Annotated in this window: 19 protein-coding genes; 5 read left to right on the top strand and 14 right to left on the bottom strand. The window is 44.5% G+C overall.

Going from position 1 to position 19,033, the window contains the following annotated elements:
* Positions 1-23: 23 nt before the first annotated feature.
* The 3 genes from arfB to SPUTW3181_RS03075 all read left to right on the top strand — a co-directional run bounded on the left by arfB (position 24) and on the right by SPUTW3181_RS03075 (position 1,740).
* On the top strand, positions 24-455 hold the full coding sequence (arfB, locus tag SPUTW3181_RS03085; RefSeq protein ID WP_011787977.1) for an alternative ribosome rescue aminoacyl-tRNA hydrolase ArfB: 432 nt from the start codon (positions 24-26) through the stop codon (positions 453-455).
* 118 nt (positions 456-573) lie between these two features.
* Positions 574-1,008, top strand: coding sequence for a type II 3-dehydroquinate dehydratase (aroQ, locus tag SPUTW3181_RS03080; protein ID WP_011787976.1), 435 nt, complete (start codon positions 574-576; stop codon positions 1,006-1,008).
* Positions 1,009-1,062: 54 nt separating this feature from the next.
* A complete protein-coding gene (locus tag SPUTW3181_RS03075; RefSeq protein ID WP_011787975.1) occupies positions 1,063-1,740 on the top strand; it encodes an SDR family NAD(P)-dependent oxidoreductase in 678 nt (225 codons plus the stop codon).
* Between the two features lie 62 nt (positions 1,741-1,802).
* On the opposite strand, the gene SPUTW3181_RS03070 is transcribed toward SPUTW3181_RS03075, so the two are convergent.
* Together SPUTW3181_RS03070 and SPUTW3181_RS03065 are read right to left on the bottom strand one after the other, a co-directional pair.
* Positions 1,803-2,477, bottom strand: coding sequence for a hypothetical protein (locus SPUTW3181_RS03070; RefSeq protein WP_011787974.1), 675 nt, complete (start codon positions 2,475-2,477; stop codon positions 1,803-1,805).
* A gap of 466 nt (positions 2,478-2,943) precedes the next feature.
* Positions 2,944-3,720, bottom strand: a complete 777-nt coding sequence (locus tag SPUTW3181_RS03065; RefSeq protein WP_011787973.1) for a hypothetical protein — start codon at positions 3,718-3,720, stop codon at positions 2,944-2,946.
* A gap of 159 nt (positions 3,721-3,879) precedes the next feature.
* Between SPUTW3181_RS03065 and ubiD the strand changes: the two genes are divergently transcribed.
* Positions 3,880-5,361, top strand: coding sequence for a 4-hydroxy-3-polyprenylbenzoate decarboxylase (gene ubiD, locus SPUTW3181_RS03060; protein ID WP_011787972.1), 1,482 nt, complete (start codon positions 3,880-3,882; stop codon positions 5,359-5,361).
* A gap of 112 nt (positions 5,362-5,473) precedes the next feature.
* On the top strand, positions 5,474-6,172 hold the full coding sequence (gene fre / locus SPUTW3181_RS03055) for an NAD(P)H-flavin reductase (RefSeq protein WP_011787971.1): 699 nt from the start codon (positions 5,474-5,476) through the stop codon (positions 6,170-6,172).
* 737 nt (positions 6,173-6,909) lie between these two features.
* Here the strand turns inward: fre and SPUTW3181_RS03050 are convergent.
* The 12 genes from SPUTW3181_RS03050 to sirA all read right to left on the bottom strand — a co-directional run bounded on the left by SPUTW3181_RS03050 (position 6,910) and on the right by sirA (position 18,904).
* Positions 6,910-8,016, bottom strand: coding sequence for an LPO_1073/Vpar_1526 family protein (locus SPUTW3181_RS03050; RefSeq protein ID WP_011787970.1), 1,107 nt, complete (start codon positions 8,014-8,016; stop codon positions 6,910-6,912).
* Positions 8,006-8,191 (bottom strand): hypothetical protein, encoded by a 186-nt coding sequence (locus tag SPUTW3181_RS03045; protein WP_041407946.1) that lies wholly within the window; start codon positions 8,189-8,191, stop codon positions 8,006-8,008. The genes SPUTW3181_RS03050 and SPUTW3181_RS03045 overlap by 11 nt, the downstream gene beginning before the upstream one ends.
* 556 nt (positions 8,192-8,747) lie before the next feature.
* A complete protein-coding gene (locus SPUTW3181_RS03040; protein ID WP_011787969.1) occupies positions 8,748-9,380 on the bottom strand; it encodes a flavin reductase family protein in 633 nt (210 codons plus the stop codon).
* Positions 9,381-9,397: 17 nt separating this feature from the next.
* The gene (locus SPUTW3181_RS03035) at positions 9,398-10,681 is read right to left on the bottom strand and encodes a winged helix-turn-helix domain-containing protein (RefSeq protein WP_011787968.1); all 1,284 of its coding nucleotides are present in this window, start codon (positions 10,679-10,681) and stop codon (positions 9,398-9,400) included.
* Positions 10,682-10,902: 221 nt separating this feature from the next.
* A complete protein-coding gene (locus SPUTW3181_RS03025) occupies positions 10,903-11,781 on the bottom strand; it encodes an ABC transporter permease (RefSeq protein ID WP_011787967.1) in 879 nt (292 codons plus the stop codon).
* Entirely contained in the window at positions 11,778-12,812 is a 1,035-nt protein-coding gene (locus SPUTW3181_RS03020) for an ABC transporter ATP-binding protein (protein WP_011787966.1), read from the bottom strand. Before SPUTW3181_RS03020 ends, SPUTW3181_RS03025 begins: the two co-directional genes overlap by 4 nt.
* Entirely contained in the window at positions 12,809-14,098 is a 1,290-nt protein-coding gene (nosD, locus tag SPUTW3181_RS03015) for a nitrous oxide reductase family maturation protein NosD (RefSeq protein WP_041407943.1), read from the bottom strand. Before nosD ends, SPUTW3181_RS03020 begins: the two co-directional genes overlap by 4 nt.
* A gap of 10 nt (positions 14,099-14,108) precedes the next feature.
* Complete coding sequence (locus SPUTW3181_RS03010) at positions 14,109-14,600, bottom strand: nitrous oxide reductase accessory protein NosL (protein WP_011787964.1); 492 nt, start codon at positions 14,598-14,600, stop codon at positions 14,109-14,111.
* 88 nt (positions 14,601-14,688) lie between these two features.
* Complete coding sequence (locus SPUTW3181_RS03005) at positions 14,689-15,369, bottom strand: tetratricopeptide repeat protein (protein WP_011787963.1); 681 nt, start codon at positions 15,367-15,369, stop codon at positions 14,689-14,691.
* 34 nt (positions 15,370-15,403) lie between these two features.
* Positions 15,404-16,186: an FKBP-type peptidyl-prolyl cis-trans isomerase gene (locus SPUTW3181_RS03000; RefSeq protein ID WP_011787962.1), complete on the bottom strand. Its 783-nt coding sequence runs from the start codon at positions 16,184-16,186 to the stop codon at positions 15,404-15,406.
* Positions 16,187-16,271: 85 nt separating this feature from the next.
* Positions 16,272-16,712 carry a rhodanese-like domain-containing protein gene (locus SPUTW3181_RS02995; protein WP_011787961.1) on the bottom strand — a complete coding sequence of 147 codons (441 nt, stop codon included), beginning with the start codon at positions 16,710-16,712 and terminating at the stop codon, positions 16,272-16,274.
* 62 nt (positions 16,713-16,774) lie between these two features.
* A complete protein-coding gene (gene sirA / locus SPUTW3181_RS02990; RefSeq protein WP_011787960.1) occupies positions 16,775-18,904 on the bottom strand; it encodes a dissimilatory sulfite reductase SirA in 2,130 nt (709 codons plus the stop codon).
* Positions 18,905-19,033: the final 129 nt, after the last annotated feature.

Raw genomic sequence — 19,033 nt, 5'->3', positions numbered from 1 at the left:
GGCTTCTCAATCCATGCTGAAAAATGCCTAAGTTTGCCATGATAAAAATCTCAAACCGTGTGGAACTTCAGGAAAATGAAATCGAGTGGCAATTTATCCGTTCGAGTGGTGCAGGCGGCCAGCACTTAAATAAAGTGTCCACCGCTGCGCAGCTGATTTTCGATATTAAAAGCTCATCATTACCCGAGTTTTACCAAGAACGCTTACTCAACAAGGCGGATCACCGCATCACTAAAAGCGGCAAAATCATTATCAAATGCCAAGCGAGCCGCAGCCAAGATGCCAACCGCCAAACCGCCTTGGAGCAATTTATCGCCTTAGTTGCCAGTGTCGGTGAAGTGCAGAAAAAACGCATCCCCACCCGCGCCACTAAGGGCAGCCAAACGCGTCGATTAGAAACCAAGAAACAAAAAGGTGCCACTAAGGCCATGCGTCAACAGAAGAGTGACTATTAACTTTAATAACAGATAATGCAAAATCGATTTGAACAGGTTAAGTTAGTGGCCTATATGCAAAACTGAAATCCATTTATCCCTGCATTAATCCCAAGGCATGTTCGTGAAGGAAAGCGCAATGAGTCACAAAATTTTGCTCGTTAATGGCCCTAATCTCAACCTCTTAGGCCGCCGCGAGCCCAGCGTTTATGGTCATCAAACCTTAGCCGATATAGTGGCAACGCTAAACCAGCAGGCGCAACAGGCGGGAGTCGAGCTCGAGCATATTCAGTCCAACGCCGAATTTGAGCTAATCAATGCGATTCATGCGACCGATGCGCAGATGATCATTATCAACCCCGCCGCCTTTACCCATACCAGTGTCGCCCTGCGTGATGCCATGCTTGGGGTGGCAATTCCTTTTTTTGAAGTGCATTTATCCAATGTGCATGCCCGTGAAGCCTTCCGCCACCATTCCTATTTTTCCGATAAGGCGATAGGCGTGATTTGCGGTTTTGGTGCTCAGGGTTATGAGTTTGCACTGTCGGCGGCCATTAAACAACTTAAGGGCTAACGCCAAGCATTAGGCTATTTTGAGTGACCCATAGCCTGAATTAACGAGGTCAAAATGATATTAATTACTGGCGCTAGCAGCGGACTAGGTGCAGCTCTCGCGGCACTCTACGCCAAAGAGAATGAACCACTGACACTCACAGGGCGTAATGCTGAGCGGCTGCATACCGTCGCCAATGCTCTGACACCATTCTCAAACCGACCCATTGCAGCGGTGGCTGCAAATTTAGCGGATGTACAGAGCGTTAACAGTCTATTTGATAGTCTCACTGCAATCCCCAAAACCGTTATCCACTGTGCAGGTAGTGGCTACTTTGGCCCGATTGAAACCCAAGATGTGAACGCTATCCAAGCGCTTTTAAATAACAATATTACATCGACCATTCTATTGGTGCGGGAATTAATAAAACGCTATAAAGATCAAGCCATCACTCTCGTCATCGTCATGTCTACCGCAGCACTTGCAGCTAAGGCCGGAGAGTCGACTTATTGCGCCGCAAAATGGGCGGTACGAGGATTTATCGAGTCGGTACGTTTGGAATTAAAGCACAGCCCGATGAAGTTGATTGCCGTGTATCCCGGAGGCATGGATACAGGCTTTTGGCCCAGTAGCGGTAAAACTTTGGATACCTCAAGCTTTATGTCGGCAGATGAAGCAGCAACTATGCTCAAACAAGCCTTAGTTGCCACAGCGCATGGCTATATCGCCGATATCAGCATACAACGCGGCTAACCAAGTGAGAGTAATTGACAAGCACCCTGTATACGAATAGTTCTGAAATTTATTAGAGTAATTTAGATATCGAGTTTTTCATTGGAACGTCTGAAGTGCTTTTTAATATTTTTCGATATTCTTGGCTTCTTAACTATCATTTCTGGCAAATTAAAACGACGACGCTCATTGTTCACTAACACTTCGGGCATATTAGCTTCACAATACTGTGCAAATTGCTCCAAATACATCCGAGAATATGCCCCATCTTCAATAGTTAGAGGTTCATCTAGTTCGAGTCGCTTATGTTTAACCCAAGGCTCCAGTGAGTACCAAGTAGACAAATACATAGGTCCCCAAACATTCATAAAATGATTACGGGAAATCAAATTATGTAGCGCCATATAGCCAATTCTCTGCAATTTCACGCTCACGTCCTGCGCAGCGGTGAGCTCTTCCGAAGTCCAGTTGCATGCGAACTCTTTAGTAGTATGGCCGCCCTCACTACATTGACAATAAGCCACGCGCTTGTGGGCGTTCGTAAGCACACGAATAGCGGGCTTTAATATATCCATTTCTGCCATAGCCCAACGCAGAATGTCTGCATCACGAGAAAGAGCTGACTCTTTAATATTTTTAGAACCTTGACGGAGGCTATATAGCAATAAAGCTGTAAGGAAAACCATTAAGATGTTGGTTAGGCCTGAAACGCCATTCCAGTCAAAAGTGCTGAGTTGAACTTTAAAATCATTAAACACAACAATATCCTATAAAATGTTAACGACAAAAAATAGTAAATAACTTGAATATTTATACTGAAAAAAAGCCAGCGCGAGATCGCTAACATTTTTCGAACTCACCTTGTTCATATAATGAGCCGAGATAGCACGTTAACCCCTCATGACAGACTCAGAACAAATTTGTTTTGGTTGTTGATTAATCATCGAGTCCAAAAAATGTAAATTCATTCTCTCACCGAGAAAAAGCTTCTCCGATTTATAGTAATGAGTTATTAATCACTCCAAAAGAATATTTTTTTGTGCTCTATAATAATGGGCAATGAGTACAAAATATCAAAATTAACAAGATAAGATATCTAAATCCATAATTACTGCCCAATAAACGCTTAAAAATTTTATAACAATCTAGCACTATTCATAATCGAGTACAGAGTGCTTTATTCTTTTAAAAGAAAAAAGCAAATTTCTATCAAGATTTGAAATCTTATTGACGGAACTGTTCTTGGTAGGTTTTACTATTCCAATCAAAGGCATAAAGTATACCTTGCCACTCGTAAAGAGTACGGCCATCCTGCTGCACTATTCTGGCATTGGTTGGCAAAGTAGACACGGTACGGGCACGGCGCTGTTGAATTGAAGCACTATCTGGAGTGCTTGTTTGGCTACCAACACTCGCAGGCATACTCGATACCATCCGACCTTCTCCTGGCGCATATTGCATACTGGTTGTCACCCGCACAGGGGTTGAAACTGCAACAACTTGATCGTCATAGGCCATTGGAATCGAAAACCCAATGCTCGAATAAGGCGAATTGCGATAATCTCGGGCGTAATTATCCCGTAAATAAGCTTCACGATAGTATGGGTAGCGAGTATTCCAGCCCCAATCATTATTCCACTGGGTATTCCAACCATAACCAAGGTTCCAGCCAGAATGCCATCCCGTTGCTAACCCCAACCCTAGGCCCAAGCCCCATGGATTGTAATAGCGATACTTATGTTTGTGGCGGTAACGCTTATCATAGCGTTGATCCGCATGATTGATATGACGGCTATAGCTATCGCGAGACTGAGCATAAGACTCAACGTGATCCGAATAGTCCCGATTTCCAGCAACTGCATTGGCGGATACACACAACCCACTCAAAAGTGCAGTCCCACCCACAAGCGACCAAGTCCCCCACTTTCGCAGCCATTGATAAGCGCCATGGAGCTGACTTTGGCAACACTTTTTTTGAGTAAACGCTAAGGGAATATTCATAAGCACCTCGAAAGATAAAGCGTAAGCGAGCTAGACTATTGCCTACGGAAGCTTATTTTACGCTTCTAAAGCTTGAAGATCACTGAATAGGTTAACCCTAAAACAGAAAAATGCTATAGTGCGCGCCACATGGATTTTCACTGCAGAGGCTATTTCCACATGAGTTTTAAGGATTTACGCAGCTTTATTGATCACTTAGAAGCCAATGGCGAACTCAAACGCATTAGCTACCCAGTTGATCCTCATTTAGAAATGACAGAGATCGCCGATCGCGTTCTGCGCGCTAAAGGCCCTGCACTCTTGTTTGAAAATCCCAAAAATCACCACATGCCCGTGCTGGCAAACCTGTTTGGTACGCCAAAACGTGTAGCTATGGCGCTCGGCAAAGACGATCCTTTAGCCCTACGTGAAGTGGGCGAACTGTTAGCCTTTTTAAAAGAGCCCGAGCCGCCACGCGGTTTTAAAGACGCGATCGCTAAGATCCCTATGTTCAAGCAAGCCTTGAATATGCCGCCAAAGACAGTGCGTAATCCGCCTTGCCAACAAATCATCAAAACTGGCGATGAGGTCGACTTAACCCAATTACCTATTCAGCATTGCTGGCCGGGCGATGTCGCACCGCTGGTGACATGGGGCTTAACCATCACCAAAGGCCCGCGTAAGAGTCGCCAGAATTTAGGTATTTATCGCCAACAATTACTGGGCAAAAACAAGCTGATTATGCGCTGGTTATCCCACCGTGGCGGCGCGTTAGATTTTGCTGATTTTAAAGAGCAATTCCCCGGTGAACGCTATCCGGTTGTGGTCGCACTTGGCGCCGATCCTGTAACCATTTTAGGTGCCGTCACCCCAGTCCCCGATTCCATGAGCGAATATGCTTTTGCCGGTTTACTGCGCGGTGAACGCACCGAAGTCTGCAAAGCATTAAGCTGTGACTTAGAAGTGCCCGCCACCAGTGAAATCATCCTCGAAGGTTATATCGACCCAGAGGAATTGGCGGAAGAAGGCCCCTACGGCGATCACACGGGCTACTACAACGAAACCGATAAGTTTCCAGTATTTACCGTTACCCACATCACGCAGCGTAAAGATGCCATCTACCACAGCACTTACACTGGCCGTCCACCGGATGAGCCCGCTATGCTGGGGGTTGCCTTAAACGAAGTGTTTGTACCGATTTTGCGTAAGCAATACCCTGAGATCGTTGACTTTTATCTGCCGCCTGAGGGTTGTTCGTACCGCATGGCAGTGATCTCCATTCGCAAACAATATCCGGGACATGCCAAACGAGTGATGATGGGCGCTTGGTCTTTCCTGCGCCAATTTATGTACACTAAGTTTATTGTCATCGTCGATGAAGATGTGAACTGCCGCGATTGGCAGGATGTGATCTGGGCGATCACCACCCGCATGGACCCTAAACGCGATACCGTGATGATCGAAAACACCCCCATCGACTACCTCGATTTTGCCTCACCCGTTGCGGGCTTAGGCTCAAAAATGGGACTCGATGCCACCAATAAGTGGGAAGGTGAAACTAATCGCGAATGGGGCACGCCCATCGTGATGGATCCAAAAGTAAAACAAAAGATCGACTCAATCTGGGATGAGTTAGGCATAGACGACAGCCCAACCCTATAATGCAGCTTAAGCAGAGTCTCAAGTACCGACTTAAGCCAAGAAAATAGGCCGCTAACGGCCCTAATGCGACACCTTAAACACAACACATTGAGAAAGGTGCAAAGGAAGTTTGATGAAAACCATACGTTGTAAGATAGAGAAAGTAAGCCCATTTAACGATGCCGTTTATCAAGTATTGTTAAAGCCAGAAACCGCCTTCGATTTTCAAGCGGGACAATACTTATGTGTTGTTATGGGTGATAAAGATAAACGCCCCTTCTCTATCGCATCAGCGCCCAATGCCGAGTTTATTGAATTACATATTGGCGCCGCCGTCAGCGAAAGCTATCCAATGCAAGTGGTTGAGCGTTTAAAAACCAGTAGCCATATCGATATCGAAGCCCCAGGTGGCGAAGCCCACCTACGCCACGAAAGCCTACGCCCTCGCCTATTAATCGCCGGTGGTACTGGGTTTTCTTACATTAAGAGTATCGTCGAGCACCAAATCGCCCTCGGCCAACAGGTTGAAACGATGCTGTATTGGGGTTGTCGCACCCAAGATGCCATGTATTTTGAAACCATCGCCCGCCAGTGGCACGACGCTCACCCTTGGTTACACTTTATCCCTGTAATCGAAGAAGCCCCCGCCAACTGGCAAGGTAAAACCGCCAATCTGTTAGCGCAAATCAAACTAGATTTTGTCAGCTTAAATGGTTACGACATCTATATCGCCGGCCGTTTCGATATGGTCGGTGCGGCACGGGAAATCTTCCGTGAGATGGGCGTAGAAGAAGCGCATCTCTACGGTGATGCGTTCGCGTTTATCAAATAACGCAATAATTTGTTAGCTTGGCAGGCTAACCTTTGTCAGCATAGGCTTAAATAATAAACCCCAGTTTTTACTGGGGTTTTGTTTTTACGTTACGCCGTATTTCACTTTAAATACGGCCTGACGGCCAAGAAAATCTACATATCCAAACTTCGTTTGTTATTTTAAATCAAAGTCAAAGTCGTGGGGCTTCACCCCACACCCGACCAAGGAGGACTGCTCGTCCTATCCTCCTTGGATGCTCCAAGACGCCCCCAACGGAGTTGAAAGCCCCTTGTGCTCATCTGCAAATTTGCTATCGCTTCCGAAGGATGCTTCCCTGCACCTGCGAAAGCTAGTCGGTCATCCATGACCGAACTCACGCAATTTGCCTACTCGCCCTGCGGCAACTCCGAAGGGATGGTTAACTTCTGTAGCCTCGGTGCTGGCTGTAAATCCGGAAAGAGTGTGCCCAAAGATCTGTGCCTGTCCGATCTTTCCCCTTATCTTTCAATCGCAAAGTGGGTATCAAATGTATGCCTGTCCGCTCTTTCAGTTGTTCTTCCTATAAATCAAAAGGCACGCATCTCTCCTTAACTATTGAAATATCCTAAAAAATCGATCACCGAAATAAAAAATAACCTAATCCGCGCGCTTTACCTCCAACCAGTGCTCGCTATAGTTAATGGAGCAAAAGTGAATAAGAATGGCAGTAATGCATCAGAAGCACTATTGAGTTTGGATATCCATATTTCTAGGTATTAATTAAGCGGGGGTAACTGATTGTCACACCTTTGTGCATTAGAATGGGCTAAAACCTTTCCTACTGAAGTTAATTGGAATGAAGTATTTATAGAGTCCCACCAAGAGCGCAACAGTCTCAAATTTTCTCTCTTTTCCCACTGTTCCATAAAAGAGTTGATATTTTGTTGCTTTATTTGTGCATCGTTTAGATAGAGATCATACACATCAGTTATCGCTTGCAACTGAACAGGAGATAAAGCCACAGGAACAGTATGAGTAAGGCCATTATAAACAAGTTTTTGAATCAAAATAGTATCTTGAATTCGCGACTTATCACTAAAAGGCAGCCTTACAAACTCATCACTTAAGCTATGTTCAATCAGCAGATCATGTGGCAAATTGTTGATTCGCAGTATTTCAAGTGCTTGAGAGTAACTATCTGAATTTTTCTTGATACCAACGTCTACATAGACTGACAGTGATTCAGGATAATATTGCTTCATTTTTTTCAAACTACCAAATGAATTTACCCGAACAGCATTAAGAACATCTAAGTGATCTAGCCACTCATTGCCGTTCGGTAATTTATTGTAAAGGATTTTACCAAACAGGCCATCGAGCATATCTAAGCCAATATTAATATCACCTGTAGCTGGAACAAATGTTGTAACAGAATGAGCAACAGTTAAACCTAGCAAAGCTTCATCCGAGATTTCATCCACAATTTCAACTGCACGAGTAATTCCAGCACGTATAGTGCGATTTTCACCTTTCTTAAATCTGTGAACTAGTAGTTCAGATAGCAAGTCGTAATCTGCAGCTCTCTCTGTTGCGGCGGCAGCTTTCTGGGCATCAACAAGTAGCAATTGGAAGCTGGGATCTGCGAAAGCTTGCATTGCGCCTTCAACTGAATTCATTTTAAGCATTAAGCTATTTTCAAATTCTTCTACCCTCGAAATCGCAATGTTTAGGGCTTCGTGAGTGTATTCCTTTTTTAGTTGCAAATTCATCTCTTGATAAATTTCACGAGCACGCTTCTCATCAATTCCCATATTGACTACAAGCTGTTCAGCTTGAATATTAGTGGAACTATCACCACCTTTCTGACTTTGCCTACTTGTCATTTTTATCGTTCCCTATGTGAAAATTGCCTCCTACCTGGATGTTTGTCGAGTTCTTACCACCTTTTTGAACTTGCTTATTATTCTTCGATACAAAAAACCAACCGATGACTGCCAGTGGTATTGCAATAGCAATCCCACTGAAAAGCCATTCTTTATTTTCGATTATCCAACTCATGTTAACTCCGTCTGTATGTTGAAATACTCTGAGTTATAACCCTTGTATAACCTGCATGCACATTTATCGCCTCAAACCAGTGAAGATTATTCCACTGAATTTTCTTGATAATCTAATACTTAGTCGATGTTGTCTAGTTCAATTTATAGCCAAAAGTGTCAAGCTCATTATCTTGCCAACTTTTCAAAACTCACAAACAACGCACAAAACCAAGAGATACACCTTCCCCTGCGAAGTTGCTGAAGGGCGTTGAAGAAAATCGCGTGACGCAGACAGGACGTCTGCGTAGCTTTCGGGGGGAAGGGACGCCCCATCGTAAGCGTTAGCTATTTTCGAATAAGCACGAAGCCACTAACCAATGCATGTAACTTCGCTAGGGACGCCGGGGGATTTCCAAAAGGGGAATAGGCGTTTTTTCCCTTTTGGTCGGGTGTGGAGTGAAGCCCCACGACTTTGACTTAGACTTAGATTTTGATTTTGATTTAAAAAGTTAAACTAATGCCCAAAACTCAAACGAAGTTTGAAAACCCAAAGCCCTGCGGCGCCTGAGCCCCCCCTACACTTCTGGTCGATGCAAATCGAAACGTAACGCTTCGGAGATCCCATAATAGGCGGATGGGCCACCAGCACGTAAAACGGGCTCGGCAAGGGCAGTTTGATAAATCCCCTCGGCATTGAGTAAATGCTTGGCAATATGCACGGCCACCACTTCACCTAACACTAACCAAGTATCAATCTTGTCGCCATTAGCGGCGGTTAACTGGATACATTGGGACAATTTACATTCAAAATTCACTGGGCTTTCAGCCACTAAATCGGCCTTAACAATAGTGCCCGCTTTGGCAGTGAGCCCAGCAAAGCTAAACTCATCTTGACCGCGTGGCAACATGGCAGAAGTTTGATTCATCTGCTCGGCAAGGCTGCGAGTGGTGAGGTTCCACACAAACTCCCCTGTCTCGATAATATTAGCGACACTGTCTTTCCAGCCTGTGCTGGCAAAACCTATGATGGGTGGTTTGTAATTGAAACAATTGAAAAAACTGTAAGGCGCGAGATTGCGCTGTCCTGCTGCACTGCGTGATGAGATCCAACCGATTGGACGGGGAGCAATAATGGCATTTAAAGGATCATGGGGTAATCCATGGCCCTTTTGGGGTTCATAAAAATAGTGAAGGTCAGCGTTTGTCATTCCCTTAATCCTAGTGTTTACAGTTTCACTTGGGTGTACTGAGTCCAAGCCAAAACTTGTCCCATTTGAGGGACTATCCATACAGCGGTGTGCTCATTTTGATAAACGCGGTAGTAAAATAAATCTTCATCGCGGATATCATGTTTACGGATCTCACGGTAAAAGTGCATGGCAGAAGGGCTCACTTCATCCGGTTTTGTCAGTTCTTTTTGCAGCACTTTAACATGAAACACATCGACCTTTAACTCATCTATAGTGGTTTGATATTGCTCAAACTCCCCCCGAATGGTGTATTTAATTGGCGTGGTTAAACAGTCTTGATCTGTGATGCAGGAGGTGGAGTAAAATTTGCCTTTTTTCTCCCCTTCATAGACGAGCGACATGCTGAGATCGGTACGAACCAGTAACTCTCCCGCGACAGGGAAATAGATATCGGCATGATAATTATGCTCAAGTAATTCGCCAGAACTCTTATCATCAATGGGAAGCACAATGCGGTTATAACGAATGCGTTGCTCCATCTTTTTACTGAGCGGAATAAACTCCGCCATATTCAATCCAGCAGGTTTTGCATCTATCGCCGTAATATTGATGATGCCATTGCCATTACAGGCTTTGGCATCCAGCTCTGGGCAAATGGCCATCGAATAGTTTTTACCATCGGTTGAAGCAAATGCACTAAAATAGTTAAGGTTATTGATATGGTTGCCTTCTGGCGCCAAATGTTTTTGCCACCACGAAGGATGTAAATGTTCCTCACCGCTGATATAAAGCATGTGGGCTGTGCCCAATGTGCCGCCAATATTTAAACTAATGTACTTATCGGCATGCCATTTCGCGATACGTTTCACTACAGCGTGGTGATCGCTCACATACCAGATCCCCCCTAAAATCACACACAGTAGCAAAATGCCTGCAACTTTTGTCCAAATGGATACTCCGACTATGGCATCGCGAATCGCATCGGCATCGTTAATGGCCAACATTTTTACATGGGATTGTTCAGACACATGTAACTGATACCCACGGCGTGCCACGGTTTTAAGTTGCACTTCGGTATAGGGTTCAAGTTTTTTACGTAAGGTACTAATACATTGCGTTAAAGAGGTAGGAGCAACCACCCTTTCAGGCCAGCCTACCTGTAGCAATTCTTCCTTAGTAAAAATGGCCTTCGTGGAGGATAACAGCAGAACTAATACCGCCGTTTCAGAGAATGTCAGACTGATGGTTGCGCCATTCACATGATCGACTAATTCCTTAGCCTGTTCATCTAACATTAAATATGATGTGATTTTATGCATGTTAAACGCCTGAAAGATCAGCCAATACTGATAAAGTTTGATTACATTAGCAACATGCAATCATCATGTGACATTGTTTCTTTCCAAGAAAACGATGATATGCAATCACCAAATCAAGATGGTTTATTTTACCTTTTAACAACATATAAGAGTGTGACTCTATACTCAGTTTAGTCATTGTTTAATAAGTACAAATGTAAACTAATAGAGATATCGCTAAATTAAATGTCTTGATGGTTAAATATCCAAAAACACCCAAGCAGTAATAGGCCAATCCAACACATTAATAAGCCATACATTAACGGTAACCCTATTCCAGTTTGTGCGATTAATGCGAGACTACTTTTAGCGGCTAAGGTCTCTGATTGACCTGCGAGTAAATTTAAAGCGCGGAATAAATCGCTCGGGTTTAGTAGGATTAACACATTGAATAAAGTGCGATTGAGTGTATCAGCCAATCCCACTAATGCTGTCAACAACACTAAGTCATATATCAGCACTAGCGCAAACCATAACACTAGCAATATGCCTAGGGCTTTGGCCTTTTCCCTTACCATTAAGCTTATCCAGTAACCGAGTAATACAAACACCAGTGATAACAAAATTCCACTACTTATCAAATGGATAAATCCAATAAGTATCGATAATCTAATGTGTACCTCGCTAAGCATCCCCAAGATAAACCCTGTAATCCCAAACCCCAAAATACAGGCAACGGCTAATACACTGGCATGGCCTAACAATTTGCCACACACAATATACCAACGGGCTAGCGGATAAGTGAGCAGTAACAGCAAAGTACCGGATTCCTTTTCCCCAACAAAACTGTCGTAGCTCAATAGAATCGCGCCCAAGGGAAGCATAAATACCGATAAGGTCACAAGTCCCGACAGGATCTGGGCAGGCTCGAAGATCACTAAGCTACCGGATATCGAACTCCCCATAAAACCGACACTCAAGGAGAGCAGTAACAATATTCCCGTCATCATCCATAACCAGCGGTTACGCAAATTATCCTTAAACTCTTTTGCGGCAATAGTGACAATAAGGCTCATGGCACTTAAATGGACATTCTCCTGCAAAACACACGCTTGTTTCATGCCACGCACTCCCGTTTGGTCTGCTGCATTAATGCTTTTGTGGGATTGGTTCTCAGTGAAATATCTGCCGATAAAGTGTGGGATGACGGAGCATCAACCTTATCCATGTAGTAATGAAAAATATCCTGCAAACTGGGCGGTTCGACTGAAAGCGTATCTAACTTGAGTGTTTGTAATAAATGCGTTAATGCAACAGACTTTTGTACCACAGGAACGCTTAACCTTATTCCTTGGGGTGTTGAAGTCGATATGAAAGGGGTTAATACGGGATCGACTAACACTTGCTGCCTTTGTGCATTAGAGATGGCATGCAAGGTAATACATGCGGGTAGCGCAGTCGCCTCGCGTAGGGAGGTTAAATGACCCGAGGCGAGCATATGTCCTTGACCTAAGATCAAGGCGCGATCCATATTTTCCTGTACTAAACCTAGCTCATGGGTACTGATAATAATCGCACAGCCCTGCGACTTTAATTGCGCCATTTTTTGATAAAGAAACGCCGATGCCAGAGGATCTAAGCCGACTGTCGGTTCATCTAACAGCAATACTTTAGGCTCAGCCAATATCGCCTGTGCGAGCCCAAGACGTTGCCGCATCCCCTTGGAAAAAGTACTCAAACGCTTATCTTTAGCGGCCTCTAAACCAAATTCAGCAAGTAATTCATGTACTCTATGCAAGGCAACGCCCTTAAGCTTAGCGAAATATCGCAGTAGCTCATTGGCGGTCATATTGTCATAAAAACTCACATTTTCAGGTAAATAACCTATTGATAAACGCTGCCTTAGATTCATCGACCTCATATCTTGCCCTTGCACTTGGATCTGCCCCTTTGACGGGGTCACTAACCCTAAAATCAATTTCAATAGCGTAGATTTACCCGCGCCATTGTGGCCAAGAAGCGCAATCATTTGCCCCGCTAACACATCAAAACTCACCTCATCTAGCGCCTTAAACTTGCCATAGCTTTTACTGACATTTATCGCTTTAACAACATTTGCATTCGACGAGCAGGTCAAAGTCTGATAATTCATCGCGAACCTCCATCAATCAGTGAGACAGTACTTGACCGCATAAGGGGAAAACTATCACTTATACCACTCGTCATTTGGGGCTGAAATTGACGTTCCACCCAACGCAGTAGTAAAACAACGGGGCTTTCCATCAACAGTTTGGCTTCAGGATAAAGCCAAAACAGTTTGTCTAAACTGTCATTCGGCCTATGGGCAATATCCCCTAATCCATCGCCATTCAGATCCCAGCCCTGATATTCGGACCAGTAATTCCCCTGCCCCTGATAACTCCATTCAAGTTGGCTTTCACCGACATATTTGACTTGGGTTTGATTGGCTATAATACGATTGTGCCAAAGGCGATTTTCCTCTCCGCCCATGGCCATACTGATCCCGGTATCGCTGTAGCTAAACTCGTTATCTTGAATACGGTTATGTTGAGCGGCGTAAATAAAAATACCTTTCCCTTCATTGCCAAGCTCCACAGTACCCTTAGGGTTATGAATTTGGCTGGCAATATTGGCTTGCACATAGGATGCCTCAGTAATGTTGAGCAAAATACCAAAGTCCCGCGCCTGGGTAACACGGTTGTGGTGCAGGTAAATATGGGTTGAATTCATTAGGGCATAACCGCCATCGACGGCAATCGCTTGGTTTTGCCACGCTTCGTCGGCTTGGGTATACATGTAGTGAATGCCATATTGCAGCTTAGCGAATTGATTTTCATAAATGCGGCTTTGGGTAACAGACTCTAAATACACACCATCACGGACAAAAATCAGCTGATTTCGGTCAATTTGTGGCGAATTAACATGCTTAAGATAAATACCATCTCCCCGATCAAGCACATAAATAGCACCGTTGCCACTAATGCTATTGTCCGTGATGGTGGGCGAGTTTAGCTGTTCGCCATAAATGCCAAAACCATCACCCACCAAGCGATTCCCCTTAATCAGCACATTATCCGCCCCTTGTTTTAGTAAAATAGCGGCATCACGGTAATACAGATCCCGTCCCCAATGGCGGATATTTAGCCCCTCAATACTCACCTGAGGCGCCTCAATAATCAGCGCACTCCCTTGGCGCAGTGCATCTAATGTCGCGCCCCTTTCTCCCTTTAGCGAAATGGATTGCGTCACCTTAAAGGAGCCTTCATACACCCCAGTGGCTAACACTAAGGTGTCACCAGCTTGAGCTTTGTTAAGGGCAAGGGTGAGTGAATCTGTATCTGTTACCCGAAGGAGTGCTGCCCAACTAGCAAAAGAGGCAAAACACAGCAGCCCAATCAGCAATAGACGCAGCTTCATCATCACAGCCTTATTTATCACCCGCGAGCAGTTCTAAGGTGATGTCATCAAAACTCAGTACGCGACCACCATATTCCTTGGCAAAGGCTTCGGCAGCAGCGCGAGTGCTAAAAGGTGCAACGGCAGGTCCCATCACGGCTTTCTTAGTCGTACCGTAAACATAGAAGGCATTTTTAGCATCGATAAAGGCGCCATCATCAGGCTGATCCCAATCGGTCTTGCCCGCGTCATGCACCATCATGTAGTCAATTTGACGTTTGTTCTCACTCTGCAATGCAAAGTTGAACATATCGCGAACCGAACAAAACTTAGGTACTGTCTTCTCAGCCTTGAGGTGCACTTGCCCTTTAGGCCCGGGATATTTAGTGATCACCATGCCACATAAATGACAACGGTCATGCTCGTGGATCATCTCGGCTTTATGAACATGGTCTGTGGCCTCGCTTTTATTACAGCCAAATAGCAAAGGCACTAACAGCAACAATGCATAGTATTTCTTCATCCTATTTATCCTTTTATTAAAATATCAACACCTCGCCAGATGCCTTGCAGGGACAGATCGTTACGGCGAGGGTTGATAGAAACGGGTTTCATCTTTCATTCATTTTGCTTTGTGCTTTTGCAATCGCATTATTGATTGCTTCACGGTTGATACTGTCCCCATTGTGTTTGAGCAAAAGCTGCCAATGGTCAATGGCCTCTTGGTTACGAGCATGTAAGTAAGCATCTGCCGCGAGTAACATATGGGTTTGAGGCTCAAAGGGAGAGAGTGCTAATGCTTTGGCAATCACCTCTTGGGTTTCAGGTGTCATTTGCCGAAGCTCGCGGTAATAAAGCGCGTTAGCTTTTGCCCCTAACACTTCGGCATCTTCTCCCCCTATTTCGAGTAATTTATCCAAGGTCCGCACCGCATCTGAGTACAAACCACCCGCACTGTATGCCTGAGCTAATGCCATAAGTGCCAAGGTATTTTGTGGCTCACTCTGAGCCCAACGACTGGCTTTGGTGATTTCGGCCGCCACTAAATAGTCAATATTTTCATCAAGCCGACCTTGATCCCAATCCCTAAAACGGCCTGTTTGACTGTAGATAGCAAGGGTAAGCAGCACTAGGACGATTCCCATCGCAAAGGGCACTTTGCTCGACATGTTTGGCAACTGTGCTATTCCCATTACTAGGTTTAGACGCATGTGCTGCCAGTAAATGTAAGCAACAAACACCAGTAAACTGATGCCAATGCCTAGTCCTAAGCTCACCATTCCAGTCTCCATTTCACTCTCCAAACAACTCGTTTTAGGAGCCTGATTAACCGTGTGCAGGCATCATCTTTTTATTTTTCATCTCTTTCATTTCGCTGGGTTTCTCAATATTTTTCAGTTCAATTTCAAAGATAAGTGCTGACTCAGGTGGGATAATGCCTACAGCTTCAGCGCCATAGGCAAGGCTTGCGGGTACCACAAAACGGTATTTAGACCCCACAGGCATCAACTTTAATCCCTCTTCCCAGCCGGGGATCACTGACATTAATGCAAAGCGAGTAGGCTCTTTACGTCCAACCGTATTTTCAAACTCAGTCCCATTGATAAGAGTGCCAACATATTCCACTGTGACCACATCTTCTGGATTGGGTTTATGACCTTTACCTTGGGTTAAGACTTCGTATTGAAGACCAGAGGCGGTAACTTTAACGCCAGACTTTTTTTGATTTTCAGCAAGATATGCCGCACTTGCCTTTTTGGTTTCTGCCATTTGTTTTTCAGCAACGACGGCTCTTGCTGCATTGAGTTGTTCTGCTCTTTGGTTCAGGTAGGTCAGCACTTCTTCGTCGGTTAATTGCTGTTTATCTTTAAGCGCATCCACAAAACCTTGCACAACTAAGTCGACATTGACCTCTGAGCCCAATTCAACTTGGTTGTAGACTTGGCCTGAAATGTAATTACCAATAGAAGCACCAATGCTGTAGGAGGTTTTATCTGCATCGGTTTTCAGACCTGTGCCTGCAAAACTGGCTACCGAAACAAATAATGCGGCGCAGGTCGCCACTGTAATGCTTTTGGGGATAAAAGAAGCTGGTATACGTGTTTTCATATTATGTTCTCTACAATGTTAACCCTGTGGGTTTCGCCTTTTGGCCCTGCAAACCAAACCGATAAAACATCGGCCTTGTGTGTTACTAAGGTTTTTCTGTTACTCGCCCAGACATACGCCAGCCATAAATACCATCGGCCATATGACGCACACCGGTGTAACCTAGCTTCATGGTTTCTCTCGCCGCCATATTGCTGGTGGTGCAAAGGCGGTTAGCGCAGTAAAACACCATGACCGCATCTTTATTCTTTGGAAGTAACTCTCTCCAATTCTGAACATTGAAAAAAACCGCTCCGGGGATAAAACCTTCTGCCCATATCTCCAGCGTATTTACGTCGAAAAAATAAACACCTTGCTTGCCAACCAAGGTCTCCGCTTCCATCATCGAAATAGGATTTAATTGGATTTCGTTATAGGGCACTTCAGACATTTCAGAACCTCCACCAGCTATCACTGGCAGGGCTATCACGCCTAAGGCCAACACCATCAATGTTCGGCTTACACTTTGACGAATCACGTTATGCATAATTAGGCTCTCATATTCCCCGACACCCTAAGGTGTCGGGGATAACTAGGACTCAAGTTAAATTATATTTTCTTCGCACTCAGCGCCTTACCATCAATAATGGCTTGGGCTTGGGTCACATAGGTCAAGGCGGCATCTAAGCGTTTTTGTGAGTAACGCGCACCATGAACACCCCATGAACCATCGGCTTTAATCAGCTTGAGGACATCTTGAGCTTTATCGGTTAACAACAGCACTTGCGTCTTATCTTCTACCGATAACTTGGCCATATTGGGCGACTTATCGATGCTAATAAGGGCTTTTTCTACTTTGGCATAGGCTTCTTTCACAGGTTTTTGCCACTTCTGAACTCTGCCGTAGATTTCCTGTTGATCTTTAAAGTGCAGACCCTCACCTAACTTAGATTGGAATTGGCTATGGCAACCTTTGTTATCCACCACATCGTGATCAGAAGCGGATGTGCGAGCACAAGTCCACATGAGATCGAGGTAGTTATGGCCATTTTCGTCCTTCGCTACAGTCCAGCCTTTTGTGGATGAGTCGCGAGACTTACCTTCAGGTGGATTAAGGGTTTTACGTAGCGGATCAACATCAATTTTCCACATATGTGATTTACGGACGTTGTCAAAGCCTGCGACATCAGGGAACTGGATCGCCGTGAAGTTTTCACAACTACCCATGTTTGGCATATGGCAGCTTTGGCAGGTTTGTTTGCTGTGAGTCTTGGTATTACTCGCAATTTCGGCCTGTGCCGTATGGCAATCGGTACATTCTTTGATGATTTTGGGTTTGGTAATACCGGATTTCCAATCTCCATCCGTCACTTCGTGTGGGTCGTGACAGGTAGAACAACGCATGCCTTTATCGTAGTGAGATGAGGCAAACATTTGCGAACCTTCTGTACCACAGGATGGGCAAGAAGATTTCATCTTCACGTTAAAGGCATATTCCAGTTTATCTTTACCCTGCGGCGTTTCGGCTAACTCTTCAACAAAGTTGAAACGCTGGTGACAACGCTCACAGTTAGACGGCATACCACCACCGATACCACCATCTAAATGACCACCTGCACCATGACACTCTTCACAGGTAATACCTTTAGAAATAGTATGTTTTTGTAATTCTTTAGGATTACCTAAAGCTGCAAAAAACTCATCCTTCGTTTTAAAGTCAAACTTAAAGGAGTGGCACATTTCACAATAGGAACTGGCTGGCTGGAATAAGAATTCCTTCTCATATTTAGCGCCATAGGAGCTCATACCCCATTGGTGTGAACCACTTCCGCCAAAATCTTCCATTTTAGTTGGAAAGTCAGGAATAACTTTCTGGATTTTCTTTGCCATTTCAGGTGTTAACCATTCAGCCCAACCACGGGAGAATTGGTTACCACCAGCGACCATAGTACCAGTGCCATCTTTAAGCAAACCGTCCTTCACATGGTACGTTCCGCGTACTAAGTAACCGTCGATAAAGCCATATTTTGTTCTTGGCGTACCTACAGTGGCATAAATCACATCTGGAGTAATACCGTCTGGCAGGATAGAGGTATCCTTAGTGCCATACATGGTTTTATCTAGATTGTTTTCAACCTCTGGATGCTCCCCAGGGAAACGAATCGTTTTTGAATGGCGTGAACGTCTCCATTTCTCATACTGTGGACCATGACACTCACCACATTTTTCAGGGCCAACAAACTTGTTGGGAAAATCTAAAATCGATTTTGCGCCTAAACGGTATTGTAGGGCCTTGGGACGTTGACCATCGTTATAGGAACTGTAACGCACCGCAGTGCCATCCGTTGAATTCACTTCTTTACTGTGTTTGCTGTAAGCAACACTGTCACCACCGTGTAAATATTCTTCACCACGATCACTGACTTTATAAGTGCCCTTTAATCGCCCTTCTGCGTCATATTTAAAAACGGGGTGATTTTCAAATAAAAAATCAAACAACTCTTTTTCTTGAACAATATAATCCTGTAGTGTTTTAACACCACGAGATTGTTCCATTAAATTTTCAGCTAAATTGGGATTAGCCAAAATATCTTGAGTATAGTGGGATTGCTGTTTATTACCCACTCCAGGAACCACCTTATTATCCGATTTAGCATCGGCAGCGATTGAGATGGTACTTATGGCAGAACCTAAACCAAATAGCACACTGAGTGCCACCTTGGATTTCCATCGTTTCATCATTCACTCCTAATTATCATTAGTTTTATATTTTCCACTGAACCTAACTGCTCACTGAACGACATAAACAATTGACCAGTGATGGCATAATGGAGACAAAAAACCATGAAAAATCAGAGCTAGAGCACA

Origin of the sequence: Shewanella sp. W3-18-1 (assembly GCF_000015185.1) — a bacterium.
Lineage (GTDB): Bacteria > Pseudomonadota > Gammaproteobacteria > Enterobacterales > Shewanellaceae > Shewanella > Shewanella putrefaciens.
The sequence above is the reverse complement of the archived record's forward strand: the minus strand, read 5'-3'. Positions and strand labels throughout refer to the sequence as shown.

Coding starts and splice junctions, on each gene's coding strand:
- arfB (WP_011787977.1), top strand. CDS start 24: ATGCCTAAGTTTGCCATGATAAAAATCTCAAACCGTGTGGAACTTCAG.
- aroQ (WP_011787976.1), top strand. CDS start 574: ATGAGTCACAAAATTTTGCTCGTTAATGGCCCTAATCTCAACCTCTTA.
- SPUTW3181_RS03075 (WP_011787975.1), top strand. CDS start 1,063: ATGATATTAATTACTGGCGCTAGCAGCGGACTAGGTGCAGCTCTCGCG.
- SPUTW3181_RS03065 (WP_011787973.1), bottom strand. CDS start 3,720: ATGAATATTCCCTTAGCGTTTACTCAAAAAAAGTGTTGCCAAAGTCAG.
- ubiD (WP_011787972.1), top strand. CDS start 3,880: ATGAGTTTTAAGGATTTACGCAGCTTTATTGATCACTTAGAAGCCAAT.
- fre (WP_011787971.1), top strand. CDS start 5,474: ATGAAAACCATACGTTGTAAGATAGAGAAAGTAAGCCCATTTAACGAT.
- SPUTW3181_RS03050 (WP_011787970.1), bottom strand. CDS start 8,016: ATGACAAGTAGGCAAAGTCAGAAAGGTGGTGATAGTTCCACTAATATT.
- SPUTW3181_RS03045 (WP_041407946.1), bottom strand. CDS start 8,191: ATGAGTTGGATAATCGAAAATAAAGAATGGCTTTTCAGTGGGATTGCT.
- SPUTW3181_RS03040 (WP_011787969.1), bottom strand. CDS start 9,380: ATGACAAACGCTGACCTTCACTATTTTTATGAACCCCAAAAGGGCCAT.
- SPUTW3181_RS03035 (WP_011787968.1), bottom strand. CDS start 10,681: ATGCATAAAATCACATCATATTTAATGTTAGATGAACAGGCTAAGGAA.
- SPUTW3181_RS03025 (WP_011787967.1), bottom strand. CDS start 11,781: ATGAAACAAGCGTGTGTTTTGCAGGAGAATGTCCATTTAAGTGCCATG.
- SPUTW3181_RS03020 (WP_011787966.1), bottom strand. CDS start 12,812: ATGAATTATCAGACTTTGACCTGCTCGTCGAATGCAAATGTTGTTAAA.
- nosD (WP_041407943.1), bottom strand. CDS start 14,098: ATGAAGCTGCGTCTATTGCTGATTGGGCTGCTGTGTTTTGCCTCTTTT.
- SPUTW3181_RS03010 (WP_011787964.1), bottom strand. CDS start 14,600: ATGAAGAAATACTATGCATTGTTGCTGTTAGTGCCTTTGCTATTTGGC.
- SPUTW3181_RS03005 (WP_011787963.1), bottom strand. CDS start 15,369: ATGGAGACTGGAATGGTGAGCTTAGGACTAGGCATTGGCATCAGTTTA.
- SPUTW3181_RS03000 (WP_011787962.1), bottom strand. CDS start 16,186: ATGAAAACACGTATACCAGCTTCTTTTATCCCCAAAAGCATTACAGTG.
- SPUTW3181_RS02995 (WP_011787961.1), bottom strand. CDS start 16,712: ATGCATAACGTGATTCGTCAAAGTGTAAGCCGAACATTGATGGTGTTG.
- sirA (WP_011787960.1), bottom strand. CDS start 18,904: ATGAAACGATGGAAATCCAAGGTGGCACTCAGTGTGCTATTTGGTTTA.